26 protein-coding genes and 1 tRNA gene are annotated in these 26,171 nt (G+C 61.7%); 7 read left to right on the top strand and 20 right to left on the bottom strand.

All coding sequences use genetic code 11. The annotated features are described in order from the left end of the window. Positions 1-49 precede the first annotated feature (49 nt). The gene (locus tag D1223_RS15460; RefSeq protein WP_119377348.1) at positions 50-271 is read left to right on the top strand and encodes a helix-turn-helix domain-containing protein; all 222 of its coding nucleotides are present in this window, start codon (positions 50-52) and stop codon (positions 269-271) included. After that, positions 264-638, top strand: coding sequence for a hypothetical protein (locus D1223_RS18765; protein ID WP_147372873.1), 375 nt, complete (start codon positions 264-266; stop codon positions 636-638). Before D1223_RS15460 ends, D1223_RS18765 begins: the two co-directional genes overlap by 8 nt. A 591-nt stretch (positions 639-1,229) precedes the next feature. Here D1223_RS18765 and D1223_RS15465 read toward each other — a convergent pair. From D1223_RS15465 to ccoN, 12 genes are all read right to left on the bottom strand, one after another. Then, positions 1,230-1,721: a hypothetical protein gene (locus D1223_RS15465; RefSeq protein ID WP_147372874.1), complete on the bottom strand. Its 492-nt coding sequence runs from the start codon at positions 1,719-1,721 to the stop codon at positions 1,230-1,232. After that, the gene (locus D1223_RS15470) at positions 1,714-2,916 is read right to left on the bottom strand and encodes a ParA family protein (RefSeq protein ID WP_119377350.1); all 1,203 of its coding nucleotides are present in this window, start codon (positions 2,914-2,916) and stop codon (positions 1,714-1,716) included. Before D1223_RS15470 ends, D1223_RS15465 begins: the two co-directional genes overlap by 8 nt. Before the next feature lie 297 nt (positions 2,917-3,213). Next, positions 3,214-3,304 (bottom strand) — tRNA-Ser (locus D1223_RS15475). A 71-nt stretch (positions 3,305-3,375) separates the two neighbouring features. Next, a complete protein-coding gene (locus D1223_RS15480) occupies positions 3,376-5,358 on the bottom strand; it encodes an alkyl/aryl-sulfatase (protein ID WP_119377351.1) in 1,983 nt (660 codons plus the stop codon). Between the two features lie 105 nt (positions 5,359-5,463). After that, entirely contained in the window at positions 5,464-5,613 is a 150-nt protein-coding gene (gene ccoS / locus D1223_RS15485; RefSeq protein WP_119377352.1) for a cbb3-type cytochrome oxidase assembly protein CcoS, read from the bottom strand. Then, positions 5,610-7,835 (bottom strand): heavy metal translocating P-type ATPase, encoded by a 2,226-nt coding sequence (locus tag D1223_RS15490; protein WP_119377353.1) that lies wholly within the window; start codon positions 7,833-7,835, stop codon positions 5,610-5,612. Before D1223_RS15490 ends, ccoS begins: the two co-directional genes overlap by 4 nt. Beyond that, entirely contained in the window at positions 7,832-8,347 is a 516-nt protein-coding gene (locus D1223_RS15495; protein ID WP_119377354.1) for a FixH family protein, read from the bottom strand. Before D1223_RS15495 ends, D1223_RS15490 begins: the two co-directional genes overlap by 4 nt. Positions 8,348-8,349: 2 nt before the next feature. Further along, entirely contained in the window at positions 8,350-9,807 is a 1,458-nt protein-coding gene (gene ccoG / locus D1223_RS15500; RefSeq protein WP_119377355.1) for a cytochrome c oxidase accessory protein CcoG, read from the bottom strand. A gap of 12 nt (positions 9,808-9,819) precedes the next feature. Further along, on the bottom strand, positions 9,820-10,707 hold the full coding sequence (gene ccoP / locus D1223_RS15505) for a cytochrome-c oxidase, cbb3-type subunit III (protein WP_119377356.1): 888 nt from the start codon (positions 10,705-10,707) through the stop codon (positions 9,820-9,822). After that, a complete protein-coding gene (locus D1223_RS15510) occupies positions 10,700-10,861 on the bottom strand; it encodes a cbb3-type cytochrome c oxidase subunit 3 (protein ID WP_119377357.1) in 162 nt (53 codons plus the stop codon). Before D1223_RS15510 ends, ccoP begins: the two co-directional genes overlap by 8 nt. A gap of 9 nt (positions 10,862-10,870) precedes the next feature. Continuing rightward, positions 10,871-11,638, bottom strand: a complete 768-nt coding sequence (gene ccoO, locus D1223_RS15515) for a cytochrome-c oxidase, cbb3-type subunit II (protein WP_119377358.1) — start codon at positions 11,636-11,638, stop codon at positions 10,871-10,873. A 12-nt stretch (positions 11,639-11,650) separates the two neighbouring features. Further along, positions 11,651-13,300 (bottom strand): cytochrome-c oxidase, cbb3-type subunit I, encoded by a 1,650-nt coding sequence (ccoN, locus tag D1223_RS15520; protein WP_119377359.1) that lies wholly within the window; start codon positions 13,298-13,300, stop codon positions 11,651-11,653. 195 nt (positions 13,301-13,495) lie between these two features. Here ccoN and D1223_RS15525 point away from each other — a divergent pair, with 195 nt between their 5' ends. The 4 genes from D1223_RS15525 to D1223_RS15540 all read left to right on the top strand — a co-directional run bounded on the left by D1223_RS15525 (position 13,496) and on the right by D1223_RS15540 (position 16,701). After that, positions 13,496-13,759, top strand: coding sequence for a hypothetical protein (locus tag D1223_RS15525; RefSeq protein ID WP_119377360.1), 264 nt, complete (start codon positions 13,496-13,498; stop codon positions 13,757-13,759). Between the two features lie 111 nt (positions 13,760-13,870). Next, positions 13,871-14,998: a sensor histidine kinase gene (locus tag D1223_RS15530; RefSeq protein ID WP_119377361.1), complete on the top strand. Its 1,128-nt coding sequence runs from the start codon at positions 13,871-13,873 to the stop codon at positions 14,996-14,998. Continuing rightward, on the top strand, positions 14,991-15,623 hold the full coding sequence (locus D1223_RS15535; RefSeq protein WP_119377362.1) for a response regulator transcription factor: 633 nt from the start codon (positions 14,991-14,993) through the stop codon (positions 15,621-15,623). Before D1223_RS15530 ends, D1223_RS15535 begins: the two co-directional genes overlap by 8 nt. 253 nt (positions 15,624-15,876) lie before the next feature. After that, positions 15,877-16,701, top strand: a complete 825-nt coding sequence (locus D1223_RS15540) for an alpha/beta fold hydrolase (protein WP_158588515.1) — start codon at positions 15,877-15,879, stop codon at positions 16,699-16,701. A gap of 14 nt (positions 16,702-16,715) precedes the next feature. Here the strand turns inward: D1223_RS15540 and D1223_RS15545 are convergent, their stop codons facing one another. The 5 genes from D1223_RS15545 to D1223_RS15565 all read right to left on the bottom strand — a co-directional run bounded on the left by D1223_RS15545 (position 16,716) and on the right by D1223_RS15565 (position 22,030). Further along, positions 16,716-17,306, bottom strand: coding sequence for an ATP-dependent Clp protease proteolytic subunit (locus tag D1223_RS15545; protein ID WP_119377845.1), 591 nt, complete (start codon positions 17,304-17,306; stop codon positions 16,716-16,718). A gap of 94 nt (positions 17,307-17,400) precedes the next feature. Further along, on the bottom strand, positions 17,401-19,383 hold the full coding sequence (locus D1223_RS15550; protein ID WP_119377364.1) for a hypothetical protein: 1,983 nt from the start codon (positions 19,381-19,383) through the stop codon (positions 17,401-17,403). Positions 19,384-19,403: 20 nt separating this feature from the next. Further along, positions 19,404-19,931 carry an adenine phosphoribosyltransferase gene (locus tag D1223_RS15555; protein ID WP_119377846.1) on the bottom strand — a complete coding sequence of 176 codons (528 nt, stop codon included), beginning with the start codon at positions 19,929-19,931 and terminating at the stop codon, positions 19,404-19,406. Further along, complete coding sequence (locus D1223_RS15560) at positions 19,931-21,055, bottom strand: hypothetical protein (protein ID WP_119377365.1); 1,125 nt, start codon at positions 21,053-21,055, stop codon at positions 19,931-19,933. The genes D1223_RS15555 and D1223_RS15560 overlap by 1 nt, the downstream gene beginning before the upstream one ends. A gap of 102 nt (positions 21,056-21,157) precedes the next feature. Further along, complete coding sequence (locus D1223_RS15565; protein WP_119377366.1) at positions 21,158-22,030, bottom strand: S-methyl-5'-thioadenosine phosphorylase; 873 nt, start codon at positions 22,028-22,030, stop codon at positions 21,158-21,160. Between the two features lie 119 nt (positions 22,031-22,149). Between D1223_RS15565 and D1223_RS15570 the strand changes: the two genes are divergently transcribed. Next, positions 22,150-22,950: a DUF1206 domain-containing protein gene (locus tag D1223_RS15570; RefSeq protein WP_119377367.1), complete on the top strand. Its 801-nt coding sequence runs from the start codon at positions 22,150-22,152 to the stop codon at positions 22,948-22,950. Positions 22,951-23,039: 89 nt separating this feature from the next. Here the strand turns inward: D1223_RS15570 and D1223_RS15575 are convergent, their stop codons facing one another. From D1223_RS15575 to petA, 3 genes are read right to left on the bottom strand one after another with little or no spacing between them, the layout of a single operon-like run. Then, positions 23,040-24,014 carry a cytochrome c1 gene (locus D1223_RS15575; protein WP_119377368.1) on the bottom strand — a complete coding sequence of 325 codons (975 nt, stop codon included), beginning with the start codon at positions 24,012-24,014 and terminating at the stop codon, positions 23,040-23,042. 11 nt (positions 24,015-24,025) lie between these two features. Then, positions 24,026-25,483 (bottom strand): cytochrome b, encoded by a 1,458-nt coding sequence (locus tag D1223_RS15580; protein ID WP_119377369.1) that lies wholly within the window; start codon positions 25,481-25,483, stop codon positions 24,026-24,028. Between the two features lie 17 nt (positions 25,484-25,500). After that, positions 25,501-26,070: a ubiquinol-cytochrome c reductase iron-sulfur subunit gene (gene petA / locus D1223_RS15585; protein ID WP_119377370.1), complete on the bottom strand. Its 570-nt coding sequence runs from the start codon at positions 26,068-26,070 to the stop codon at positions 25,501-25,503. Between the last annotated feature and the right edge of the window lie 101 nt (positions 26,071-26,171).

Raw genomic sequence — 26,171 nt, forward strand, 5'->3', positions numbered from 1 at the left:
AAAAAAATTAGTGTACTAGGCTCCTTCGGCACTAACCGAAGGAGATCCCATGTCGGATGACGAAGATAAAGAATATTTTGACCTTCTCACGCCGGACCAGGTCTCAGAAATACTCGGGGTGAAGAAGCAGCGCCTGTCTGAATGGAGAATCGGACGTGGAAACGTCACGATCCCTTACATCAAGGTCGGAAAATACGTTCGATACCGCAGGCGGGACGTGCTCGACTTTCTCAAGTCGCAGAAGAAAAACTACACCATCGAAAATGACTGATTGGCTGCCTGGGTCTTATCTGGGTCTTGGACCTGAATTTGCGCTGGAGCAGAGGAAACTGACCTCAGCGACATCACGTCAATTCATCGAAAGTCTGCCTCATCAGCATGATTTTGGGAGCACAAAGTTTGCCGATAATCAGAAAAAATGGGGTGAAATTGCGGGTCAAATTCGGGGCAAGAGAACTTTCAAGGACCAAATTCCTAATTCACAGCAATCGCTGTGGAGCTTGCAAATCGTTGATTTTATTAGGAAAAAGAGTGGCACACCCGAGAGGATTCGAACCTCTGACCCCCAGATTCGTAGTCTTAGGATAAAACCAGATATGCAGGCTGGGTTGCCGCCAGATATTCTGGAAGGATGTTAGCCTCCCTTCTAATTTGTAAGCCTGACAAACGACTGAAAACGATAAGATGTCCCATTAGTCAGCACTATCCACGGACGCTACCTTCGCTTCATCAACTCACTGATGGAGATAACAAATAAACCTCGATTTTAGAAAATACGCCGGTCGCCGGCTGCGGAGCGGGATCGACCACATGCCGCTTATCGCTGAGTTTCGGTTCCAGTAATTATGGTCACATTAGCTGGCGCCGCACTTCGAAGATCTGAAACCGACACAAACAGAGTTTGTGGGGCTCAGGAACACCGCGTGAATTGAATTTCGCATACGCTGAACGCATTCTCGCTGCGCGGTGCTTAGTCACACAGCACTTCTTAAAGATCGCGCTGGACAGCGTTCTGAATTGATCCTGGCCTTAGTAAGATGCCAAATGAGAGCCAATTCCACGAAGCAGATATAGAACCCTCGGTGTCGGTAATTTCACACCGCATTATTTCGAAGTGCGCTTGATAACCCGTCTCTACGAATAACACTCTGAGGAACTGAAGATAGCCTTCATTCATCGCTGGATCCGGCGAAATATGAAGGTCGTTTGGAACGCCATGGTTGGCGAACTCACCATGGTGTCACCTGACCTGATTCTTTCATCTTACGTTCGGTCCTGATCCTATTTGCACGCTCACCCCTCAGAAGCTCGATAGCATCTGCTTTTGTTTTCGGGATGCTTGAGGCCGCGTACTCCGAGGCCACCGACTTAATGGTCTTGGCGGTGCACGCCTTATCGAATTTCTTTAAAACGGCATCAAAGGCCGACTCATCGTTCTCTGCCGTTTTGAGCTCTTCAATGATCTCTTCAACAAGCGCTGCAGTGTGAGGCCGTTTAGTCGACCTGCTAGGTTGGGATGAGCGGCTTTTGCTTTTTGGTTTGGGTGGAGATGAGATGAAGTTGATTAGATCGTCTAGCTTGTTGCCTTCGAACCCCTTGGCACGCTCCAAAATACGTTTGACCCCATTGTGTAATGCGGCCGGCTTGCTCGATTTAGTCTGATCACGAAGGCGCTCTAATGCCTTCAGAAACTGTTTTGAGTTCATCGATGATTCAAACAACCGCCTTGCTCCTTATCCCAATTTCTCGAGCTACGAAGTTTCCAAAGTCCCTCAATACCGACTTGATTGTTTTGCTCGCGACGTTGTCGTCCAACATGTACGCGAGCGTTTGCTGTGAAAGTGCCTTGCTGAATGCCACCCGGTTCGGAATGTTCTGAGGAATGATTTTCAGGATGCCATTCCACCTCTCTGCATCCGTTATGGCGCGGGCTATCAGTCTCTGTTCGTTTGGAGTTAACTCTGTGCGATCCGAACGATTTACTGCGATCAAGAGCTTTTGAAGAGCTGGGTTCAGTGTCGGTCCCAGTGAGTTTAGCTGGCTAACGAAGTTCCCAACCGCTTCGGTAGACATCAAGTCCGGTACGGTCGGAATAATCAAATGACGGCAGGCGGTAATTGCATTGATCGCGCCGAGACTTAGTCGCGGCGGCGCATCGATAATCACGACATCGAATTGATCGCAAAACTCCTTCGAATACAACACTGCGGCGAGGCAGTATCGTGGGTCATAGCTTAGCTCCTGAAACAACCATGAAACCATTTGCCGGTTTTCCAGCGCCGCGAATTCATAGCTGCATGGCGTCAGGAAGGTACGAGGAAGATGGGGTCTGAGTGCTAGAGCCAGTTCAGGAGGCGACGGAATGTCGTTGGTTGAAGTGAATATCCGCTTTGCATGCTGATAGGGTAGCTCTTCATATTGCGACATCCGCATGAGCGCGGCCGATGCAGATCCCTGATAGTCCAAATCAACAAGTAAAACTCGCTGCTTGAGTTCGAGGTCGAAGTGAGCCGCCAGGTTGGCTGCAATCGTTGTTTTGCCAACCCCACCTTTCAAGTTCATCACAGTCAGAACTTTAATATCATTTTGTTGAATAGCTTTATCGTATCCCTCGAAGGGCACAGCGTCATGTGAATTCCACAATGCTCGCTCGCCATTGAGGAGCGCTTCCTTAAGCTTCATGTATCGGCGAATATCACTCGAATGCTGAGCGTTCTTGGCTCGAGCTTCGTCGCGCTCGGTTTCAGCCTGCTCTGCTAGCTTTTTATAGTTCTTAACCTCAACGGCCGCTGGGCTCTTCCCCTCACCTATTCGTTGGCCAATGTTAAAACCTAAACCAAACAAGCCGATTAGCACCGACAAAGCGCCAAAAGCGATCGGGAATATCCATAAGTTGTTTTCGATGAATTCGATCACTTCACCCCCAGCACAATTCTAATTGAATGCAGAACCAGCAGATCGATTCAACCAAAATCTGAAACCGACCGATTGGAGCTGAAATCGAGGCTTTCAAATTGGAGGCGTACTCGGTCGCCAACACGATCCGTCATTTCAGTCCCTGTTGCATTGTAGGGAATCCTAGAAATTCAGCCTGACGCAAAATTTTGCTAGCATCAAATTTCACACATTTTTTCACACATGCGTATTACTGAAAAAAGCCATTTTCAAATTTTAATGTGTAAATTCAATGCGCTGGCTCGGGAGCAAAATGGCTGGCGGAGAGGAAGGGATTCGAACCCTCGATACGCGATTAACGTATACTCCCTTAGCAGGGGAGCGCCTTCAGCCACTCGGCCACCTCTCCGCGCAATTGTGCTGACTAACCGCATGCTCGCGCCCGGGCAAGAGGCCAATCTCCTCTGATCGCAGATCGCCTCAGGGCGTGACCACCGGGAACCAGAAGGCCGGCTGGTCGAGCGCACCCAGGAAGGCCGCCGGCGCCGTCATCTGCCCTTCCAGCGTCATCGCCTCGGACTCGATCAGCGCGCGGGCGCTTGTCTGCCCCAGGATCAGCCGGTTGAAGTCGCCCCGTGTCAGCGACAGGCGGGCCGCGCCCTCCCCGTCTGCAAGCCGCGGCACAGCGACATCGCGGCCGACCTCAACCGTCACGACCTCGCCGGTATCGGTGAACGCGAAGACAAGCGAGAACGGGTCGATGGCGAGCTTCTCCGGATTGTAGCGGCTGGCCAGCGCATCGAAGAGGTCGAGCGTGGGGACCGCCTTCAGGAAGTCCGCATTGCCGAGATTGGGCGCGCCGGCATCCGGCACGCCATTGCGCAATTCGGAAGCGGCCGTCAGATAATAGCTGCGCCAGGCGCCGCTCTCGGCCTGGAAACCGAGCTGCTCATAGGCGCCCGCCAGCCAGTCCTTTGCCGGCTGGCTTTCCGGCGCAGCGAAGACAGCCTGGTTGAACAGCTCTGCCGCCCAGCGATAGTCGCCGTCTTCGAAGGCTTCAGCTCCGCGCGACAGGACCGCGTCCAGTCCGCCCATCGCCTCGACATAGCGGCTCGCCGTCTCCTCGCGCGGCAGGGCGTGATAGTCGGCCGGCACCCCGCTCCACCAGCCATAATAGAACTGGTAGACCGCCTTGGAATTGTGGTTCAGCGTGCCGTAATAGCCGCGCGTGGAGAAGTCCTCGGTGCTGAAGCCCGGCTCGGGGATGGTCTCGGCGGCTTCCGTCATTGTCGCCCCGGCATTGGCGCGCCGCAGGGTCTGGTCATGGACATAGCGGTAGACGTCGCGCTGGTGCTTGAGGAACTGCTGGACATTCGCCTGCCCCCAGGTCGGCCAGTGGTGGGAGGCGAAGACGAGGTCGGACCGGTCGCCATAATCGGCGAGCGCGCGGTCGATGACCCGGCTCCACTTGCGCGCATCGCGGACCTTCGCGCCGCGCGGGGTCAGCACATTGTGGAAGGTCGCTGTCGCCACTTCGGCAGAGCAGAGCGCGCGCTTTTCCGGCAGGTAGAACATGAATTCGGCGGGCGCCTCGGTGCCGCCCGCATCCATGAATTCGAAGGTCACCCCGTCAATCACGCGCACCGTGCCCCAGCCGCCGACTTCCTCGGTCGGCAGGACGAGGCCGGTCGTGCCCTGCGGCAGGCCGGGGCCAAGCCCGGTGCCGACCACCGCCTCGGCCGATCGCGGAATGGTGTTGCCGAACATCAGGACGGCCCGGCGCTGCATGAGATTACCCGCCAGCAGGTTCTCGGCGACGGCGCTCTCGGTGAAGCCTTCCGGCGCGATCACGGGTACGCCGCGTTCGGCAATGTCCGCTTCGGAGACGACGCCCCGCGCGCCGCCGAAATGATCGGCATGCGAGTGGGTGTAGATGACGCCCGTCACCGGCCGTTCGCCCAGCGTGTCATTGACGAGCTTGAGGCCAGCCGCAGCGGTCTCCCTCACGGTCAGCGGGTCGACGATGATCCAGCCGGTCTCACCCTCGATCACGCTCATCACCGACAGGTCATAGCCGCGCACCTGCCAGATCCCGTCGGCGACCTCGAACAGGCCATGTTTCGCGGCGAGGCCCGACTGGCGCCAGAGCGACGGATTGACGGTGGCCGGGGCCTCGCCCTCGATGAAATCGAATTGCGGGATAGACCAGACGACGCCGCCTTCATCGTTGAGGATGGCATCGGCCTCGATGGCTGCGAGGAAGCCGCGCGCCGCGTCCTCTGCGTCACCCTCATCGCCGAGCGGCAGGCGGGCTGCCACGGCCGCATTCGCATCGGCTGTGGCCTGTGTGGCCTGCCCTGCGGGCGGCGCATCCGGGGCCTCGCCCGCGTCCGGGGCATCGGGCTGCGGCTGTCCGCAAGCCGCCAGTGCAACGGTCAGTATCGCAAGCCATCCAGCTTTCATGGCTGGTCCTCCCTCTCTATCGTTTGGGAGGGAGACTAATTGGCATTGCCGGTGTCAGGAAGCCCTGACGTTAGAGCACGTGCGATCGAACGCGCGCGCTTCGTGCTAGAGCGGGTGGTCCTCATCGATCAGGATGCGCTGGCTGGCACCTTCCGGATCGTCGAACTGGCCCGAGTTGACAGCCCAGAGAAAGGCCCCGAGGCCGGTCGCGCCGAGCAGAAGGGCAAGCGGGATGAGATAGATGAGCCCGGTCATGAGATTGGCTCCTTCGATCTGGTGGGTCGTATCGCGTTCAGCGTTACTATAACCGATGAGGCCGACATGGCGATGGCTGCGACCAGCGGGGTGGCAAATCCGGCCACCGCGATGGGCACGGCAACCATGTTGTAGAGCGCGGCGAGGCTGAAATTCTGCAGCATGCGGATACGGGCACCGCGCGCTGTATCGATGATGGCGAGAATCGCGCCAAGCCCGGTGCCGGTATAGACCGCATCGCTCGCCGACTGGCTGACATCCATCGCACCGCCGGGCGCCAGCGAGGCATGCGCGAGGGCAAGCGAGCCTGCATCGTTGAGCCCGTCACCAATCATCAGCACCTTGCGGCCTTCCGCCTTCAGCGCATCAAGGCGGGCGGCCTTCTGCGCCGGGCTGGCCCCTGCCGTCCATCGCTTGATGCCGAGGCGGTTGGCAACATCCTCGACGGCCGGTGCACGGTCGCCGGACAGGATTTCAAGGCCGAGGCCCCGCGCCTTCAGGCTGGCGGCGATCGCTTCGGACTCGGGCCGCAGCGCATCCTCGAAGTCGAACCGGCAGAGCAGGCCGCCGGCTTCGCTGTACCAGATGTGCAGCTTTCCATCCTCCGGGGCATCGTCCGCACCGACCCAGTCTGCAGACCCTAGGCGAGCGGTCTCGCCGTCAATCTCGGCTTCGAGGCCGAGGCCGGCATGTTCGGTCACATGATCGGCAACCGGTCCCGGCCCGGCTGCGGCGACGATGGCCCGTGACAGCGGATGGCGCGAGGCGCGTGCCAGGCGGGCCGCCTTCAGCACGATCTCGCGCGGGGCGCTGCCTGCAATGAGTTTTGCATCGCCAAGCGTGAGCGTTCCGGTCTTGTCGAAGACGACGTGATCGGCTGTTGCCAGCCGCTCGAGCGCATCGCCGGACTTGAGGTAGACGCCCTTGCGGAACAGGCGCCCGGCGGTCACGACCTGCACGACCGGCGCGGCCAGGGCGAGCGCGCACGGGCAGGTGATGATCAGCGTCGAGACGGCAATCAGCAGCGCTTCGCGCACGCCTGCGCCCGCCAGCATCCAGCCGATAAAGGTCAGCGCGGCGGTGGTGTGGACCAGCGGCACGTATAGCGAGACGGCCTTGTCCGCGATCCGGCGATAGGCCGAGCGGCGCTGTTCGCCCGCTTCCAGCATGCGGCCGATATCGGCCAGCAGGGAGTCGCTCGCCGGTGAGATGGCGCGGCCGCGGATGGACTGGCCGAGATTGACCGACCCGGCGAAGATACGCGCGCCCGGCGCGATGGCGCGCGGCAGGCTCTCGCCGCTCACCAGGCTCTCATCCACCTCGCCCTTGCCGTCGATCACATCGATGTCGACCGCCAGGCGCTCGCCGGGTGCGATGAGGATCGTGTCACCGGCGGAAACCTCGCTCGCCCGGACAGAGCGCGCAACGCCAGTTGCATCAAGGCGCGTGACCGTGTGGGACTGCAGCGCCGCAAGGTCATGCGCAGCCGCATGGGTCCGCCGGCGCAGGCGCGCATCAAGGAAGCGGCCGATCAGCAGGAAGAAGAGCAGCATCACGGAGGCGTCGAAATAGGCATGCTCGCCGCCGCGGATTGTCTCCGCCACGCTGACGCCGAGGGCGAGCAGGACGGCCAGCGAGATCGGCACGTCCATATTGGCGTGTCCGCGTTTCAGCACGTTCCACGCCGACTTGAAGAAGACCCGGCCTGAAAACAGCGCCGCAGGAATGGCAATCGCGCCCGAAATGGCGTGCATGGCGCGGCGGGTGGTTTCGCCCATCTCACCGTGGCCAGCCCAGACCGACACCGACAGCAGCATGACATTGGCCGCCGCGAAGGCCGCAACGCCCATGGCGATCAGCAGGTCGCGCTCTTCCTTCTTGGCGGCCGCATCGCCCTTGTCCGGATCGAAAGCGGAGACGCCATAGCCAAGGTCGGCGACCTTGGCGGCGATGGCATTGGCATCGAGATCACCCGACCAGCGCACATCCAGCCGGCCGCTCGACAGGTTAAGGCGCGCGGTGCTGACGCCCGGCATCGCGCCGATGCCGCCTTCAATCTTGGAAAGGCACCCGGCGCACTTCGCCCCGCGCACCGAAAGGCTGAGCGATTTGACGCCGCCCTTCTCGCTGACAAAGGCAGAGACATCCGTCCCGGTGCCAGCCGTGGCCGGCGCCAGCCCGCTCGGGCAGCCGGCCTCGTTGACGTCAGTCAGCGTGGTCATGGCACGACAATCGACTTGGTCGCCGTGAACACCTGATCGCCACGCGTCGAGTGGGCCTCGATATCGACATCCCAGAGGCCTTTGGCGAGGTCTGCAGGCAGGGCGATTTCATAGGTCCCGCGCAGGCCGGACGGCTGAAGGGTCAGATGGACGTCGTCGGCTGTCGTCGCCTGGCGGCGTAGCCGGGCCGAAATCTCGAGCGCGGAGAGCGGTGCGTCATAGGCATCGCTCGCCTCGACCCGAAGCAGGCGCTCGGGCCCTTCGACGAGCCCTACCCGCAGCGTCCAGCCAAGCTCGGCCTGCTCGCGGCGTGCTTCCAGCGTGTCGTTATAGTGCAGGCCCTGCAGGTAGGACTTCTCGACATCCTCACCCGGGAAACTGGTGATGGCCGAATAGAGGAAGATCCCGTTCACGGTGAACATCACACCGAAAAAGCCGAGCATGATCAGAAGGACATGCCAGCCTTTGAGTTTCGCGTCGGGGCCTTGCTTGTATTGAGGGGCGGCCATCATGTTCAGTCTCCTGCAGCCATGAAGCTGGTACGGTTGGTATGCACTTCGCCGGTTTCGGTGTCGGTGAGAACCAGCTGGAAGTAGCGCCGGCCATCGGCAGCCCCTTCGGGCACGGTGACCAGCATCCGGTAACGGTCGACGCCATTGGACGCGACGGGCAGGACCAGGTCTTCACCCGGCTCGGCTTCAAGGCCGACAACCTCGATCTCAAGCCCTTCGATGCCATTCGCCGTCAGCGTCATCTCGCGTGCTTCGCCGGCCTTGTTGACCAGTTTCAGCGCATAGCCGTTGCGGATGTCGCCATTCGACAGGCGCACGAAAGGCGGCGAACGGTCCTTGAGGACGTTGACCTCAAACGTACCGCGATTGAACAGGCCGAAGGCGATCAGCGCGGAAATCATCCCGATCAGCAGCGCATAGAGCACGGTGCGCGCGCGGATCAGCCGGTATTTCGGCGTCTGGCCGCAGGCGCGCTGGGCAACGGCCGTATCGGTATCATAAGCGATGAGTCCCGTCGGCCGGCCGACCGTCTTCATCATCTGGTCGCAGGCATCGATGCACAGCGCGCAGTGAATGCATTCCAGCTGCGGTCCGTCGCGAATATCGATGCCCATCGGGCAGACCTGGACGCACTGCTTGCAGTCGATGCAGTCGCCGCGTCCTTCCCAGCTTTCGCCCTTGCGGTGGGGGCCGCGCGGCTCGCCGCGGTCATAGCGATAGGTAACGTTGAGCGCGTCCTCGTCGGTCAGCGCACCCTGGATACGCGGCCATGGGCAGAGATAGGTGCAGACCTGCTCGCGCATGGTGCCGGCAAGCGCATAGGTGGTGAAGGTCAGGATGCCGGCAAACCAGTAGGCCGACAGCGGCGCCTCGCCGATGAAGAAGGTTTGCAGGATCATGTGGGAGTCGTGGAAGTACAGGATGAACGCGCCGCCCGTCAGGAAGGCGATGATCAGCCAGACAATGTGCTTGCCAACCTTGCGCCACAGCTTGTTGAAGCTCATTGGCGCATTGTCGAGCCGCATGCGCTTGGCGCGGTCGCCCTCGAAGGCCCGCTCGACCCAGATGTAAAGGTCGGTCCAGACCGTCTGTGGACAGGCATAGCCGCACCAGACCCGCCCGAAGAGCGACGTCACCAGGAACAGGCCCAGCGCGGCGACGATCATCAGGCCGGCAAGGTAGTACGCCTCCTGCGGCCAGATCTCGATGCCGAAGAAGAAGAACCGCTCGCCGCCAAAGTCGGCCAGGACAGCCTGGTCCGGCACACCCTCACCCCGGTCCCAGCGCAGCCAGGGCACGAGATAGTAGATCCCGAGAAGCACCGCCATCGCAGCCCACTTCACCGTCCGGAACTTGCCATGGGCGAGCTTCGGATAGATCTGCTTGCGCTTCGAATACAGGTCCTGCGGCGGCGGGACCGGTGGCGGCGACTTCGACGAGATGAGGGTCACGCGGTTCATGTCTCGGGTCCTTTATTCCCCGCCGCCCAGCGAGTGGACATAGACGGCAAGCGACTTGATCGTGGCATCGTCCAGCCGCTCGCCCCAGGCCGGCATGTGCGCGTTCCGGGCGTTGTAGACGGTATTGTAGATGTCACGGTATTCGCTGCCGAACAGCCAGGTCTGGTCGGTCAGGTTGGGTGCCCCCTGTGTGCGGTCACCGGTACCATTGGGCCCATGGCAGAGCGCGCACTGGGCGGCGAAGATATCGGCACCGCGGCCAGCGGCCTCTTCGCTTTCGGCCTCGCGGCCAGACAGCGTAAGGACGTGGTTCACGACATCGTCGATCTGCGCGCGGGTGAGCAGGCCGTCACGACCGAAGGCCGGCATCTGCGAGAAGCGGGTCTCCGGGTCTTCCTCATGACGGATGCCGTGGCGGATCGTGTATTCGATTCCATCCAGCGTGCCGTCCCAGAGCCAGACATCGTCGGCCAGGGTCGGATAACCGATCGCCCCGCGTCCGCCGGCACCATGGCAGGTCGCACAATTGTCACCGAAGGCGCTTTCACCGGCCGCCATGGCGAATTGCTGCAGCGAGCGGTCGGTCTCGATTTCCTCGAGACTTGCACTCAGCAACGCCGTGCCGGCGGCCATCCGGTCGGCCCGCATCTTGTCGACCTGCTCGGCCACTGCGACCCGGTCGGACGCACCGAGTACGCCGCGGGTATTGGTGCCGAGGCCCGGCAGCGCCGGAAGGGCCGGCATGGCGATCATGTACGCGATCGAAAAGGCGATCGTGCCGTACCAGATATAGAGCCACCAGCGCGGGAGCGGGTTGTTCAGCTCCTTGATGCCGTCCCACTCATGACCGGTGGTTTCAACGCCGGTCGTCTCATCGATATCCTTGGTGTGGTCACTCATCTCCGGGCTCCCGGTCTTGAAGTGGAAGTTGGGCTGCCTCGTCGAAGCGCTTCTGGTTTCGTGGCCAGAGGGCGTAGGCGAGGACGACGGCGAAGATGGCGAAGAAGTAGATCAACCCGCCAGTCTGCGCGAAATGCGAGAGTTTCTCGTACATGTCCGCCTCCTAGCGCCGGTTCATCAGGTCTTCGGCTTCGTAGGTGGAGAAATCCACCAGCGTGCCGGTCATCTGAAGGTAGGCGATGAGCGCATCCATCTCGGTGATCCGGTCAGGATCGCGGTCGAAGTCACGGATCTGGACCGTTCCTTCGCGCCCGGCCGCTTCGGTGTAGCGGGCGACCAGGGCATCCTGCTCGTCGAAATAGATGTCCGGGTCGACCTGGGCCTCGAGATCGATCACAGCGTTCTCGATCATCTCGTCGGTATAGTCGACACCGACCATGCGGAGCGCCTTCAGGTCCTGCGCGATGTTCTCATAGTCGAGCGACTTCTCGGCAAGGAAGGCATAGGGCGGCATGATCGATTCCGGCACCAGTGCGCGCGGATCGATCAGGTGATCGAGGTGCCACTCGTCGGAATACTTGCCGCCAACGCGGGCAAGGTCCGGACCGGTCCGCTTGGAGCCCCACTGGAAGGGGTGGTCGTACATGCTCTCGGCCGCCAGTGAATAGTGGCCGTAGCGTTCCACCTCATCGCGCAGCGGGCGCACCATCTGCGAGTGGCAGACATAACAGCCCTCGCGGATATAGATGTTGCGGCCAGCCAGCTCGAGCGGGGTGTACGGGCGCATGCCTTCCACCTTCTCGATGGTGTTCTCCATGTAGAACAGAGGCGCCATCTGGATGATCCCGCCAATCGACACCGTAATCAGGATGCCGATGGTGAGCAGGAGCGAGTGGCGTTCGAGAACGCCGTGATTGTTCATGAGTCCCATCTCACTAGGCTCCTATTCAGCAGGTTGGAGGGATGCAGCGGCCGGCGGACTGCTGACCGACGGCGCACTGGCCGGCTGGTTGATACGCTCATGTCCGATGGCTGTGCGGACCAGGTTGTAGACCATGATCGCCGCCCCGGAGAAGTAGAGCAGACCGCCCGCCATCCGGATGATGTAGCTGATATGCTTGGCTTCGACGGTCTCCACGAAGGAGTATTCCAGGAAGCCGAACTCGTTATAGGCGCGCCACATCAGACCTTCGGTAATGCCGGCGAACCACATCGAGACCATGTAGAAGACGATCCCGATTGTCGCGAGCCAGAAGTGCCACTCGACCAGGGCGACCGAGTAGAGGCTCTTGCGCTTCCACAGCCACTGCGTGAGGCAGTAGAGCGCGCCGAAGGAGATGAAGCCAACCCAGCCGAGCGCACCGGAGTGCACGTGGCCGATGCCCCATTCGGTATAGTGGCTGAGCGAGTTCACGGCGCGGACCGACATCAGCGGGCCTTCGAAGGTCGACATGCCGTAGAAGGCCAACGAGACGATCATCATGCGGACAACCGGGTCGGTGCGCAGCTTGTCCCACGCGCCCGACAAGGTCATCACACCGTTGATCATGCCACCCCAGCTCGGCATCCACAGCATGATCGAGAAGGTCATGCCCAGCGTCTGCGCCCATTGCGGCAGCGCGGTGTAATGCAGGTGGTGCGGCCCGGCCCAGATATAGATGAAGATCAGCGACCAGAAGTGCACGATGGACAGCCGGTAGGAATAGACCGGACGCTCAACCCGCTTCGGAATGAAGTAGTACATGATCGCCAGGAAGCCGGTCGTCAGGAAGAAGCCGACGGCGTTGTGGCCATACCACCACTGGGTCAGCGCATCCTGCACGCCCGCGAACAGCTGGTAGCTCTTCGAGGAGCCGAGCGAGACCGGCAGCGACAAATTGTTGACGATGTGCAGCATCGCGATGGTCACGATGAAGGACAGGTAGAACCAGTTCGCCACATAGATATGCGGCTCCTTGCGCTTCCACAGCGTGCCGAGGAAGACGAGGAGATAGGCCACCCAGACCACGGTCAGCCACAGGTCGGCATACCACTCCGGCTCGGCATATTCCTTCGACTGGGTGATGCCCATCAGATAGCCGGTCGCGGCAATGACGATGAAGAGCTGGTAGCCCCAGAACACGAACCAGGGAAGCATGCCCCCGAACAGGCGCGCCCGCGTGGTGCGCTGGACAACGTGAAAGCTGGTCGCCAGCAGCACGTTGCCGCCAAACGCAAAAATCACCGCAGAGGTGTGCAGCGGGCGCAGGCGGCCGAAATTGGTGAAGCCCCATTGCTCGAAATAGAAGATGTTCGGCCAGGTCAGCTGCAGGGCAATCACGATGCCGACGAGGAAGCCGGCGATGCCCCAGAACATCGATGTGAAAATGCCGAACTTGACGAGCGTATCTTCATACTTCGTCTGGTCGAACGGATCACGGTCGCCGAGCTTGCCTGCCCAGAGACCAATGCCGAGCAGCCAGGCGGCGACGGCGGCGAAGAAGACTGTCGCATGGATACCCATGAGACGATCCGTGGCGTTGCCGGCTATGAAGACGGCGAGAATGGCGAAGATGCCGAGCATTGTGGCCACAATGACCGTGCTCGTATCCATGCCACCCTTTCGGAGTGTGGTCGTGCTCAATTTCCCTTCCCCTCAATCAATGAACCCGCATTAACCATTACAGCAGGTTGGGTGCGTGTTCGAGGGATTATCCGGGACCGTCCAGTTTGGTTATACGGGCTCCTACGTATGGGCCAGCACGTCGCACTGTGGCTTAATCCGCCTCATCAGGGAGGCAGAGCAGCCATGTACAAGATCGCATTTTTCCTTGCAGGACTGGTCACTACGGTGGTTTCGACACCGCAGGTGCTGGCCCATCATGCCCGCGCAGAAATCATGCAGCTGGCCTGGTGTTCCTCGGCAGGAAATGCAGCGCCGGATGCCGGCATCTTCGCCATGCATTGTGCTGCCTGCCCGGCCCTGCTGGCGGGAATCACCGCCATGACGCTCAGCCTGGCGCTTCCTGTTCACCGGCTCAGCCGCCGCCTGGTGCGCGTGCGCCTGTCATGACAAGCAGATTCCGCCGCCTGCGTGTATTGACCTCGGGGTCCAGCTTGCCGCATTCCGGTAAGCTGGAAGTCGGAGGTTTGTGCGCTGGATCGTCAGCAACTCATATACGACATGGCGGAGATGGACGTTGACGCGCTCCACCAGCACTTCCGGTCCATTCTCCAGTCGGTTCCGGATGCCATGGTCGTCATCAATGACGCCGGGATCATCACCGCTTTCAGCAAGGCGGCGGAGACCCTGTTCGGCTATGATGCCAACGACCTGCTCGGCCGCAATGTCAGCGTCCTCATGGCGCCCTCCGACAAGGCCCAGCATGACGGGCATATCTCGCGCTACCTGCGAACGGGCGAACGGCGTATCATCGGCATCGGACGGACGGTCACCGCGCGCCGCGCCGATGGTTCACTCTTCCCGATCGATCTCAAGATCGGCGAAGCGAAGATCGGTGACCACTTCCTCTTCACGGCATTCATGCGAGACCTGACAGAGCAACGGCGAAACGAATCGCGCATGAAGGCGCTGCAGGCCGAGCTCGTCCATTTCTCGCGGCTGAGTTCCGTCGGCACCATGGCGTCAGCCCTCGCGCATGAGCTGAACCAGCCGCTGACCGTTGTTACCAACTATCTCGAGGCGGCCCGCGACCTGCTCGAATCGCCTGACCCCGAAACCATGGACATGGTGCAGGAAGCCCTCAACGAGGCTGCCAAGCAGTCGGTGCGCGCCGGCCAGATCGTGCGCAAGCTGCGCGACTATGTCTCCCGCGGGGAGATCGAGAAACGCCCGACACAGCTGGTCCCGCTGATCGGCGATGCCGTCGCCCTCATCCAGGCCGAGATGAGCAGCACCAATGGCGAGATCGCCGTCAGCGTCGAGGAAGGCATTTCCGACATCATGGCGGACCCGATCCAGATCCAGCAGGTCATCATCAACCTTGTTCGCAATGCGCTCGAGGCGATGGAAGGCCAGGATGACCCGAAGGTCGAGATCCGGGCGGCCAGCGTCAGCGGCGGCCTGGCCATGGTCACCATCGAGGACAATGGCCCCGGCATCGACCGGGAAGTCGCCGACCAGCTCTTCAAACCGCTCGCCAGTTCCAAGTCGACTGGGATGGGGCTGGGTCTGTCTATCTGCAAGACTATTGTCGAAGCCCATGGCGGCACGATAGAAGCAATGCCAATGGAAACGGCAGGGACCCGGTTCGTCTTTACCGTCGAGCTGGCAGACAGGACTGATGAGTGAATCGGAAAAACCCCTCGTACATCTGATCGATGATGATGAGGCCATCCGCCATTCGGCGAGCTTCATGCTTCGGCTGGCGGGATATCGTGTGCAGACCCACAAGGATGGCGTGAGCTTCCTTGAGGCGCTGCCCGGTCTCGAATCGGGCTGCATCCTGCTTGACGTGCAGATGCCCAAGATGAATGGCATTGCCGTCCAGAAGGAGCTGAATGTACGCGGCTGCGAAATGCCGGTCGTTGTCCTGACCGGGCATGGCGATGTCTCCGTCGCGGTGCAGGCCATGAAGGCCGGCGCCGTCAATTTCGTCGAGAAGCCCTATGAGAAACAGGTCCTGCTGAAGGCCCTGGAAGAGGCCTTCGAACAGCTGGCAAACCAGTCGCGCGGCGCGCTGAAGAAGGCGGACGCTGAAAAAAGACTGGCCCATCTCACACCGCGCGAGGCGGAAGTGCTTGAAGGTCTGGTTGACGGGCTGACCAACAAGGCGATTGCCAATACGCTCGATATCTCACCACGAACGGTCGAGATACACCGCGCAAATCTGATGGAAAAACTGGGCGTCGACAATTTGTCGGCGGCCCTGCGCCTGGCATTTGCCGCCGGGCTTGAAGGACGGGCAAATCCCTGACTTTCAATGCCAGCGTTAATTACGTCCATGTAACCGTTCAGGATTTACACAATCCTTTGCAAGCGAAGGGTTGGCAAAGCTCGCGACTGTGCGTACTTTACCTGTATTGGTAGAGTAAACGCGTAGAGTGTTGAAGGGAGACCTGTCTGGTCTCCCTTTTTCTTTTGGTCCTCTTCTTGCACTCGAGCACCCTGTCAAAGGGACCTGCACCTGGTGGGAGCCGCGCAGGTCCGAATCGAACCAAGGTATGCCGGTGCTGAATAAAACACGCTCAGACAATCTCGATGAAGGGGGTCTTCCGCCAGACTACTGGTGCGAGACCGGCGGCCTTCTGTTGCGGGCGAAAGTCTGGAACGAGGACCGTCAGGGCCTGCCCATCGTCTTCCTGAACGGTATCGGCACGAGCCTCGAAATCGCGGCGCCTCTGGCCGAGCAGTTTTCCGGCCGGCGCTTCATCGCGATCGAAATGCCGGGATCGGGCCTGACGGCGAACACCTCCATTCCCCTGCCCCCGGCCCTGCTCGCCCGATTCGCGGTGGAAGCCGCCAGCCAGCTCGGCGCCTACCAGTTCGACCTGATTGGCCTGTCGATCGGCGGCGCGCTGGCCCAGCAGATTGCCTGGCAATATCGCGACCGTGTCGCCCGGCTGGTCCTGGCCGGCACGTGCAGCGGCTATACCATGCTGCCGCACGACTGGATGGCCGACCGCCTTATGTGGACGATGAACCCGCTGGCCGTCGTCATGAATGACCTGATCAGCGACCTGATCGGGCCTCATCTCAACACTCTGATCCAGCCGACGCCGGCCTCTGTCGCCAGCCAGTTCGCATCCTTTGCCGGCTGGACGAGCCTGGCATTCCTGCCAATGGTGAAGTCACCCACGCTGGTGCTCGCCGGGTCGCGCGACCGGATCATACCGCCATCGAACGCCGCGCAGCTCTCGGCCTTCCTGCCGAATGCCGATCACCGCATCCTCCCGGATGCCGCACACCTCTTCCCCTTCTCGGAACCGGAACGCACGGCGCGCCACATCATGCGCTTCTATGAGAAGACGCCGCACGCTGCCATGGCTGACTGAGTGTCAGCCGAAGGTCAGGTGATCTCTTTCTTGCTGGTGACGATCTTGCCAACGAGGCCGTATTCAACCGCTTCCTCGGCGCTCATCCAGTAGTCGCGATCGGTGTCAGCCTTGATCTTTTCGAAGGGCTGCCCGGTGGCGGCAGCGAAAATCTTGTTCAGCCGCTCGCGCATCCGCACGATCTCGCGGACCTGGATGTCAATGTCGGAGGCCTGGCCGCCAAAGCCGCCGCGCGGTTCATGAAGCAGGAAGCGCGTATTCGGCAGCGAGTAGCGGTTTTCCTTCTTGGCCGCCGCATAGATCAGCGCGCCTGCAGACGCGACCCAGCCGGAGCCGAGTACTTTGACCGGCGCATCGACGAACTTGATCATGTCATGGATCATGTCGCCGGATTCGACGTGGCCGCCCGGCGACGAAATCACCAGCAGGATCGGCTTGTCGCTGTCGGACCCAAGCGCCAGCAGCCGTTCGCAGACGCGGCGCGCCTGCTTGTCGTCAATGCCGCCCGTCAGGAGGATGGTGCGGGCCTTGAACAATGCCTCTTCAAGAAAGGCGTTCGGCTCGCTCATCGGCTTGGCATCTTGTTCGTCGTCAAGCGTCGGCATCGTTTGGTAGTCGAGCTGGGGCATCATCCCTCCGTCAAAACAGTCTTTGCCATAGGTGAGACGCCCCGCGCTTCCGGTCAAGCGCCTTGCTGCCCTATTCGGGCGTATGCGTGACCGAGAGGCCCAAATCCTCCACAATTTGTTCGGGGGCCACGTCCGGATCGAGGGCGTCGAAGTATTCAACGGTGACCGGAGTGGGTGGGGCCGACTTCAGTTCGATGCTGCCGCCGGACGCCTCATAATACTGCGCCACCGACTCGATCCAGTCGACGGCGGGCGGGAATTCCTGCGCCGCCGGCTGCTTGCCAGCGCGGATCATGGTGGCGATGAAGGTGCGCATCTGCTGCGGCTCCATGCCGCCCAGCGTCGCGCCCCAGCCTTCCTGCGGGTAGAGCTTGCCGATCACGCTGGCATAGGCGAACAGCTTGTCATAGCCGCCATCATCGGACTCGAAGAAGCGCGCCCCGCGGAACGCGAACGCCTCTTCGAAGGCTTCCTCGAAGGCGGTTTCCTTGTCCTCGGACTCGAAGGCGGCCTGCGCGCGGGCATAGTCCGGAAGGGTGACGTCGACGGAGAAGGCGCCCGTGCCGAAGCCTTCTGAGCTGCTGTCGAAGGAGAGGGCCGTCTCGCCCGTATCGGCGCCCCAGCGCCAGTTGACCGCAATATCGAAGGGCAGCGTGTCCAGCCCGGTTTCCTCGAGCTTGCTGATCGCTGTGCGCAGGCTTTCCTTCATGTCCTCGCCGGACGCTTCGGCCTCGTCGGTTCCGTCGCCCTCGGCCATCTCCTCGACGGCCTCTTCAGGAATGAAGGCCAGCACCACCTCACCGACTTCCTGGATGTCCAGCTGTGCGCCGGTCATGTCGAGGCTGATCGCTTCGGGGAAGAACCAGGCGAACTGGTCGGCACTGAATTCAGCGTGGTCAACTTCGAAGACGTCGCCATCATTGAACCGCAGCTTGTAATCGCGCGCTTCCCAGCTGCCGAGGCTCATCAGGTCGCGCTCGTCCATACCGGGAAACTCGGCGCGCGCCAGGAAGCCGGCCAGCTTGTCGAGCCGGAAATCCTTGTAGGCCATGTAGGCGGTTGTCTCGAGTTGGTCGAATTCGACATCCTCAAGGTTCAGCTCGTCGAATTCGCCGTTCTCATTGGTGAATTCCATGGTCTGCGCCTGGCGCGTATTGACCATCACGACGCGGCCAATGTCGAACCCGCTCATATTCTCATAGCCGGAGAAGTCCCAGCTGACATCGACGGACTGCTTCATGCCAGGCTGGTCCATCACGAAGGTCGCCTTGGAATCGTATGACGCCCCGCTCTCGACCGAAAGCGTGCGGACAACGGCGACCACTTGCTGCGCAAGGCGCACAGCCTCTGTCGCAACCGCCATCTCCTCGCGGTCCTCATCACTGATTTCCTCGTCCGGAACCAGGTCTTCAAAGAAGGTGTCGGAGATGGGAACCAGCTCATAGGGGCGCAGCGAGACATTGCTCAGCACCATCTCGGCGGTATTGGATTCGAAGGTGTCGAAGCCGAAATCCACGTCGGTGCCGGAATCGTCCTCAATGGATTCTTCCATGGCATCGAACAGGGTGTTGAAGGCGTTCGCGACGCCGAAATAGGAGACATTGCGGGCTTCGAGACGGTTAAAGGCGAGGCCCGTTTCGTCCAGCCGCTCGCCCCGCAGGCGGGCTGAAACTAAATCGGTATTGAGGCCCCAGAGCTCTGCTTCCTCGGCCTGGATGCCGAATTCAGGCTCGGTGGCGATGGTTACCTTCAGGCCCGTGAAGACGGTTGCGCCAGAGGTCGGGTCGAGGGACTTGTCGTCCCAGCTGATCGACAGCAGGTCGGGCAGCGCATCATTGATCGGCTGGAGGTCGGCCTCCAGCTGGTCCTCAAGGCTGAAGGCCTCGCCAGCGAGCGCCTGGAGGCTGGCGATCGATTCCTGCCATTCACCGGCCGACACGTCGGATTCGGCTGGCGGGGCCGGGGCATCAGGGGCCGGTTCGTCCTTGCCATTGCCGCAGGCTGCAAGCACCCCGGCGAGAAAGAGCGCGCTCAGCGATGAGACTGTCTTCATGGGTGCGGTCCTTTTCCTGTTCAGTGACCAGTAAACGTTACAAGGCTCATGACTTCAACGCCAAGTTCGCGAAGGGTGCGAGCGCCGCCAAGATCCGGAAGGTCGATCAGGAAGGCAGCGGCGACGATATCTGCCTTGCCCTTGCGCAGCAGTTTCACGCCGGCCTCGGCCGTTCCGCCTGTCGCAATCAGGTCATCGACAAGCAGTACCTGTTCGCCCTCTTCCACGCCATCGGTATGCATGTGCAGCGCGTCACTGCCATATTCGAGGGCGTAGGACTCGCTCCAGGTTTCATAGGGAAGCTTGCCGGGCTTTCGAAGCGGCAGGAAGCCGGCGCCGAGCCGCACAGCCATCGCCCCGCCCAGGATGAAGCCGCGCGCATCGATGCCCGCGACCTTGGACACGTTCATGCGCTCGAACGGCCGGCACAGATCCTCGATGGCGGCGGCCAGCGCCTCGCTGTCGCTCATCAGCGTGGTGACGTCCCGGAACATGATGCCCTTGGCGGGATAGTCCGGTATGGTGCGGATCTTCGACTTGTAGTCGATCAAAGACCGCTTCCTCGCTGGGGCGTGGTGTCCGATGCCTCTTCGTCATCATGATCGTCTTCGCCCGCCCGCTCGTCTTCAACGGCCGTCTCTGCCGGCTCCTCGGCCGGCTCGGCCTCGCCTGCTTCAGCCTCACCGCGAAGCGGGGACACGTTGGAAGCAGGCTCCTCAGGCGACGCTTCTGCGGCAACCGGCTCTTCGGGTGCCGGTTCTTCTGGTGCCGGTTCTTCAGCGGCAGGCTCTCCATGAACCGGCGCCTCTGGCTCTGGCGCCGCTGGCGCCTCGTCTTCTGCGGCAACCGGCGCTTCGCTCACGGCTTCCGCAGACGCTTCGGCCTCGGCAGGCTCAGGCGCCGGCTGGAAGTCGGCATCGGCCTCGATCTCGGCATCGGCTTCGGCTTCCTCATCCATCGCCGCTGGCGCGGCCTTCGGGGTCTTGCGCCTGCCGAACACCCCGCGCGGATCGGCTTTGCGGTCATAATGGCGCGAATAATATTCGTGCGCGCTGAGCATCAGCGGCTTTGGCGTCAACACCATCCCGGACTCGCGAAGGTCCTCGACCACCGCATCGCGCAGGTACAGGCCGGGCAGCAGGTCCTGGTGGAAGCCGTGCTTCTTCATCCAGTCGCGCACCCACCAGCTGCGGGTCGACCGCGCCCGTTCGGGCGGGCGGCCTTCATGCTTCTCCCAGAGATACAGGGTCGAAATGCCATTGACCGCCGCGGTCTTCGCAGCCTCAAGCGGCTCATCGATCGCCTCGCCCTGGTCCATCGCATAGCGCAACCGGCGCTTGGCCGCCTCGATGGCCTGATAGGTCGCCTGCACGGCGGCCAGCGGGCGCTTGTCGGTGGCCATGATGGTCGCCAGCACCGCATTGAGCTGCGGGTGCTCGATCACCGGAATATCGCGCGACAGCCGGATACGGCCTTCGCAGACATCGGCCAGCTCGCGCACCGTCTGGAACATGTTGAACCGGAATTCGTGCCCGATGCCTTCCAGTGAAAGCTTTATGGCTTCCTGGCGCGTATCGTCCTGGCGCCAGAGCAGCCAGGTTATCGCCAGTGCGGCTGTAACGAGCAGTCCCAGCCCGCCAACCAGAAAGGTCTCAAAATATGTCCCGCTCATCATCTCTCACCCGATTTGGTGAAAGGTTAGCAAATGGTGACTCGGGCGTCGACAATTCCTTTTCGTTGAAGCCCCCGCCAGCCATCCGCTGTAGCAGGACGATCACAGAACGCGGCCGGCGACAGCATCCAGCCGGGCCAGGATTTCCGGATCGCGCGCCTCCGGCGCGGTGATCATCGCAAAGTCGAGACACGTCTCGATCCCCTGCGGCGAGGGTGAACGCTCCACCCCGTTCAGGCCGCTCGCCAGCTCCAAAATCGCCTGCTTTGCCCGCTCGGTATTCTGCCGCATGACCTCCAGGACATTCGACACCGAGACCGCCTCGACCTCGTCGAACCAGCAGTCATAATCGGTCACCATGGCAATCGTCGCATAGGGCAGTTCGGCCTCGCGGGCGAGTTTCGCTTCCGGCATGTTGGTCATGCCGATGACGTCGCAGCCCCACTGGCGATAGAGGTTGCTCTCGGCCCGCGAGGAGAATTGCGGCCCCTCCATGGCGATGTAGGTCCCGCCGCGATGGACCGTCGCACCGACCCGCTCGGCGGCGTCACCGGCCAGGCCGGACAGGCGCGAACAGACCGGGTCAGCCATGGAGACATGCGCCACCATGCCCGGGCCGAAAAAGGATTTCTCGCGCGCAAAGGTGCGGTCGATGAACTGGTCGACCATGACATAGTCGCCCGGCGCATAGGCCTGCTTGAGCGAGCCGCAGGCGGAAATGGACAGGACATCGGTGCAGCCGGCCCGTTTCAGGGCGTCGATATTGGCGCGGTAGGGAACCGCTGTCGGGGTGAGCCTGTGGCCCTTGCCATGCCGCGGCAGGAAAACCAGCGTGACATCGCCGATACGCCCGCGCATCAGCGGGTCGGACGGCGCGCCCCATGGCGTGTCGATCGAAAAGGCCTCCGCCCCCTCCAGCCCGTCGATTTCATAGAGGCCCGAGCCACCGATCACACCGATTGTCCACTTGCTCATGCTGTCACTTCCCTGATGTCCTGCGTCCTGTTGCAGAAGCAGGCCCGCGATGGGAAATCAAGTCGGCGTGATGGCCGTCGCCGGGGAACCGGGAGGCCTGCCCCTGCGTCTCTTGGAGGATGGCAGACAAGGCAATTCCTGCGCCGGCGACGGAATGGATCGCGCGGACCGGCCTCGGCGCACGAGCATTTGTCTATCTTGCCGTGGCCTGGCTGCTCGCCCTGGGGGCGGTTGGCGCCCGGCCGGATGACGGCGCCAGCCCCGGCGAAGCCTTCCGGGCCATCGAAACCCAGCTCGGCGGACGAATCCTGCTGGTCGCGCTCGCCGCGGGTCTGTTTCTTTACGCGCTATGGCGGTTCCAGCAGGCCATCCTCGATACCGATGCGCGAGGGCGTGACGCCAAAGGCATGCTGGCGCGCCTCGGCATGATGTCCTCCGGCGCAAGTTACCTGCTCGTCGGCATTGCGGCATTCGCCGTCACGCTCGGCGAGAATGATCGCGGTGGCTCGACTGGCGGCAAGACAGCCGAAACTGCCCGCTGGCTGATGGAACAGCCCTATGGGCGCTGGCTGGTCGCCCTTGGCGGGATAACGCTGATGGCGATTGGCTGCGCACAGGCCTGGCGGGCAAGCTCCGGCCAGTGGAAACGCGGTCTCGACCTTTCGGGCTGGGCCGCCTCCCTCACTGGCTTCATCGCCTTCGCGATTGCAGGGCGCGGCATGCTTTTCCTGCTGGTCGGCCTGTTTCTCCTGCTCGGCGGGGTGACTGCCGACGAAAGCGATATTCGCGGACTGGCGGCGACGCTGGGCTGGATTCGCGGCCAGCCCTTCGGTTTCCTGCTATTCCTGGTCTCGGCAGCCGCCATCGGCATGTACTGCATCTACTCCGGCGTCCAGTCGCTGCGCTACACCTTCGACTGATGGGCGCGAGGCCTGCCCCTGCCTGAAACGGAAAAGGCCACCCGCATGATGCGGATGGCCTTGATGTCCTGGACTGTTCCGGCAGGCCCCTAGTGGTCGACCTTCCGCCAGATGCGATGGAAGGAGAACCAGAGCAGCACGGCCAGGATGGCGAGATAGATCATCGCCGCAAGACCGGTCGACTTGCGCTGGGTCTGCTTCGGCTCGCCGGCCCATTGCAGGAAGGCGGCAACGTCTTCAGCCATCTGGCTGACGGTCGCTTCCGTGCCGTCGAGATATTCGACGCGGCCCGGTGTCAGCTGCGGCGGCATCGCCAGGAAGCCGCCCGGCGGAGCATGGCGCGGATCGCCCTGCCACTGGGCCGAGGTGTCACCGGCGAAGTAAGGGTTGTAATACTGGCCGACCGGCTGGACCAGCTCGCCTTCATAATGGCTGTCGCCATGTTCGAAGACGGACATTTCAGCCACTTCGATGAGGGTCTGCTGTTCTGTGACGGTCTCGCCATCCTCGCCGACGCTCTCGATCGTATGGGTCGTGATCGCCGCCTCTTCCGGATAACCGGTCATCAGGCTGTAGATGTAGCTGGCACCGCCCGCGCGGGCCTTGGTGATCACCGAAAGGTCCGGCGGATAGGCCCCGCCATTGGCTGCGCGCGCGGCCTGCTCATTCGGATAGGGCGACTTGAACGGATCGGACGTGCGGGCCGGACGGTAGTCGTAATCGCCGACATCGTTCGGCTCGGTCGAGAGGATCTCGTCCTGGGCGGCAAAAGCCTTCACGAGCGGGTTGTCGTTCGCGTTCGGATATTCCGGATCGTAGAACGGGCCGCCCGGCTCACCGAGGTTGCGATAATGCAGCAGGCGCATCGAGTGACAGGAGGCGCAGACCTCGCGATAGACCTGGTAGCCGCGCTGGACACTGTCCATGTCGAGCTCGCCCAGCGGGCCCTGGAAGTCCCAGCCGCCTTCCGGCGCGTGGGGGTGCTTGGCGCCACCGGCAGCCTGAGCGCTGAGGGCCAGCGCCGCCGCACCCAGTCCAGCAGAAATGAAACGCATGAATTTCATGTCCAAACCTCTTATTCGGCGGGCGCAGGCGCTGCACGGTCATGTGAGCCGAGCACAGCCTTGTGGATGGAAGTCGGCTCGTCCTTCGGCTTCTCGCGCAGGCCGAGCAGCGGCAGGATCACGAGGAAGTAGGCGAAGTAGTAGAGCGTCAGGATCTGGGCGAGGTGCACGAAGCGGAAGGCCGGGGCCTTTTGCACCGCAATGGACGCATCCACGCCTTCCTCGACCTTCTGGTCGCGGAATGTCGCCGCCGGCTCGTACTCGTCATAGGTCTGCGTGGCTTCGTTGCCGTTCGCATCGGTGTAGCTGACCACCAGCTTGTCCGAGCCCATCGGAATGATCGGATCGTCCGGGTTGGACGCACCGCACCAGCCGAGCAGCAGGCCGGCAACGACAAAGCCGAAGAAGAACTGACGGGCAACCGGACGGTAGCGCATCGACTTGACCTTGGACGTGTCCAGCCAGGGCAGCACGAACAGGATGGCAATCGAGCCGAACATCGCGATGACACCGAGCAGTTTCGCGTCGATCGGGCCGATGTCGAAAGTGATGGCGCGCAGGATGGCGTAGAACGGCAGCAGATACCATTCAGGCACGATGTGCGCCGGCGTCACCAGCGGGTTGGCCTCGATATAGTTGTCGGCATGGCCGAGCACGTTCGGCATGTAGAAGACGAAGGCTGCGAAGATCAGCAGGAAGACGACAATCGCGAAGGCGTCCTTCACCGTGTAGTACGGGTGGAACGGGACGGTGTCCTTCTTCAGGCCTTCCGGATCCTTGCGGGCTTCGACGCCGGTCGGGTTGTTGTTGCCCGGCACGTGCAGCGCCCAGATGTGCAGGATAACCACACCGGCAATCATGAACGGCAGCAGGTAGTGCAGCGAGAAGAAGCGCTGGATGGTCTGGTTACCGATTGACGGTCCGCCCATCAGCCAGGCCTTGATGCTGTCGCCGACGACCGGCAGGGCGCCGATCAGGCCGGTGATGACGTTGGCGCCGTGATAGGACATCTGGCCCCATGGCAGGACGTAGCCGAGGAAGGCCGTGCCCATCATCAGGAAGAAGATCACGCAGCCGAGAATCCAGAGGATTTCGCGCGGGGCCTTGTAGGAGCCGTAATACAGGCCGCGGAACATGTGGATGTAGACCGCGAGGAAGAACATCGAGGCGCCATTGGCGTGGATGTAACGGATCAGCCAGCCAAAAGGCACGTCGCGCATGATCCGCTCGACCGAGGCGAAGGCCCCGTCGACGGTTGGCGTGTAGTGCATGGCCAGGACGACGCCTGTCAGGATCTGCGTCATCAGGCAGACCGCGAGAATGCCGCCGAACGTGTACCAGTAGTTCAGGTTCTTTGGCGTCGGGAAATCGACAAAGCTGTCATAAGCCAGCCGGACAATCGGCAGGCGCGAATCGAGCCACTTCGTGAAACCGGTTTTCGGCTCGTAGGTAGAGGGATGTCCGCTCATCTGTCTGGCGTCCTCTCTTAAAGCGAAATGTTGATCACGGTGGGGCTGACATAGCGATAGTCAGGCACCGGCAGGTTGGAGGGCGCAGGCCCCTTCCGGATACGGCCCGACGTATCGTAGTGCGAACCATGGCACGGGCAGTACCAGCCGCCATAGTCACCCGTATTACCCTGGGCCGGGCCGACCGGCACGCAGCCAAGGTGGGTACAGCTGCCGGAGGTCACCAGGATGGCCCGGTTCAGCGAGCCGTCCTGCATAGGCACGAGGCGCTCGTCATCGGTCTGCGGGTCGCGCAGGCTACCGACATCGACACTTTCGGCCGAGCGGATTTCCGCTTCCGTACGGTGGCGGATAAAGAAAGGCTGTCCGCCGATCAGCACCCGGATCTCACCGCCCAGCGGGACCTTGGAGATGTCCACCTCAAGGCTGGATGCCGCCTTGGTGTCGCTCGCCGCATTCATCTGGTCGATGAACACATAAGCCAGCGCACCTGCGCCGGCAGCAGCAGTCGCGGCTGTCGCGATGTGGATGAAATCACGGCGATCTTCGTCGATCGTCTCGTGGGTAGTCGTTTGCGCTTCGCTCACTCTTCCGGTCCTCTGGCCAAGGATTACTCCGAGATGCATACAGTATCGGGCAAGGATTTCATTGCGGCGCAACGCCGCAAAAAATGCCCTCCCCGAGCACG

This window comes from Henriciella mobilis, assembly GCF_003576285.1.
GTDB classification, from domain to species: Bacteria; Pseudomonadota; Alphaproteobacteria; order Caulobacterales; family Hyphomonadaceae; genus Henriciella; species Henriciella mobilis.

Bases quoted from the DNA above. Each gene is read 5' to 3' on its own strand.
- D1223_RS15460 (WP_119377348.1), top strand. From the start codon at position 50: ATGTCGGATGACGAAGATAAAGAATATTTTGACCTTCTCACGCCGGAC.
- D1223_RS18765 (WP_147372873.1), top strand. From the start codon at position 264: ATGACTGATTGGCTGCCTGGGTCTTATCTGGGTCTTGGACCTGAATTT.
- D1223_RS15480 (WP_119377351.1), bottom strand. From the start codon at position 5,358: ATGAAAGCTGGATGGCTTGCGATACTGACCGTTGCACTGGCGGCTTGC.
- ccoS (WP_119377352.1), bottom strand. From the start codon at position 5,613: ATGACCGGGCTCATCTATCTCATCCCGCTTGCCCTTCTGCTCGGCGCG.
- D1223_RS15490 (WP_119377353.1), bottom strand. From the start codon at position 7,835: ATGACCACGCTGACTGACGTCAACGAGGCCGGCTGCCCGAGCGGGCTG.
- D1223_RS15495 (WP_119377354.1), bottom strand. From the start codon at position 8,347: ATGATGGCCGCCCCTCAATACAAGCAAGGCCCCGACGCGAAACTCAAA.
- ccoG (WP_119377355.1), bottom strand. From the start codon at position 9,807: ATGAACCGCGTGACCCTCATCTCGTCGAAGTCGCCGCCACCGGTCCCG.
- ccoP (WP_119377356.1), bottom strand. From the start codon at position 10,707: ATGAGTGACCACACCAAGGATATCGATGAGACGACCGGCGTTGAAACC.
- D1223_RS15510 (WP_119377357.1), bottom strand. From the start codon at position 10,861: ATGTACGAGAAACTCTCGCATTTCGCGCAGACTGGCGGGTTGATCTAC.
- ccoO (WP_119377358.1), bottom strand. From the start codon at position 11,638: ATGGGACTCATGAACAATCACGGCGTTCTCGAACGCCACTCGCTCCTG.
- ccoN (WP_119377359.1), bottom strand. From the start codon at position 13,300: ATGGATACGAGCACGGTCATTGTGGCCACAATGCTCGGCATCTTCGCC.
- D1223_RS15525 (WP_119377360.1), top strand. From the start codon at position 13,496: ATGTACAAGATCGCATTTTTCCTTGCAGGACTGGTCACTACGGTGGTT.
- D1223_RS15530 (WP_119377361.1), top strand. From the start codon at position 13,871: ATGGCGGAGATGGACGTTGACGCGCTCCACCAGCACTTCCGGTCCATT.
- D1223_RS15535 (WP_119377362.1), top strand. From the start codon at position 14,991: ATGAGTGAATCGGAAAAACCCCTCGTACATCTGATCGATGATGATGAG.
- D1223_RS15545 (WP_119377845.1), bottom strand. From the start codon at position 17,306: ATGCCGACGCTTGACGACGAACAAGATGCCAAGCCGATGAGCGAGCCG.
- D1223_RS15550 (WP_119377364.1), bottom strand. From the start codon at position 19,383: ATGAAGACAGTCTCATCGCTGAGCGCGCTCTTTCTCGCCGGGGTGCTT.
- D1223_RS15560 (WP_119377365.1), bottom strand. From the start codon at position 21,055: ATGAGCGGGACATATTTTGAGACCTTTCTGGTTGGCGGGCTGGGACTG.
- D1223_RS15565 (WP_119377366.1), bottom strand. From the start codon at position 22,030: ATGAGCAAGTGGACAATCGGTGTGATCGGTGGCTCGGGCCTCTATGAA.
- D1223_RS15570 (WP_119377367.1), top strand. From the start codon at position 22,150: ATGGCAGACAAGGCAATTCCTGCGCCGGCGACGGAATGGATCGCGCGG.
- D1223_RS15575 (WP_119377368.1), bottom strand. From the start codon at position 24,014: ATGAAATTCATGCGTTTCATTTCTGCTGGACTGGGTGCGGCGGCGCTG.
- D1223_RS15580 (WP_119377369.1), bottom strand. From the start codon at position 25,483: ATGAGCGGACATCCCTCTACCTACGAGCCGAAAACCGGTTTCACGAAG.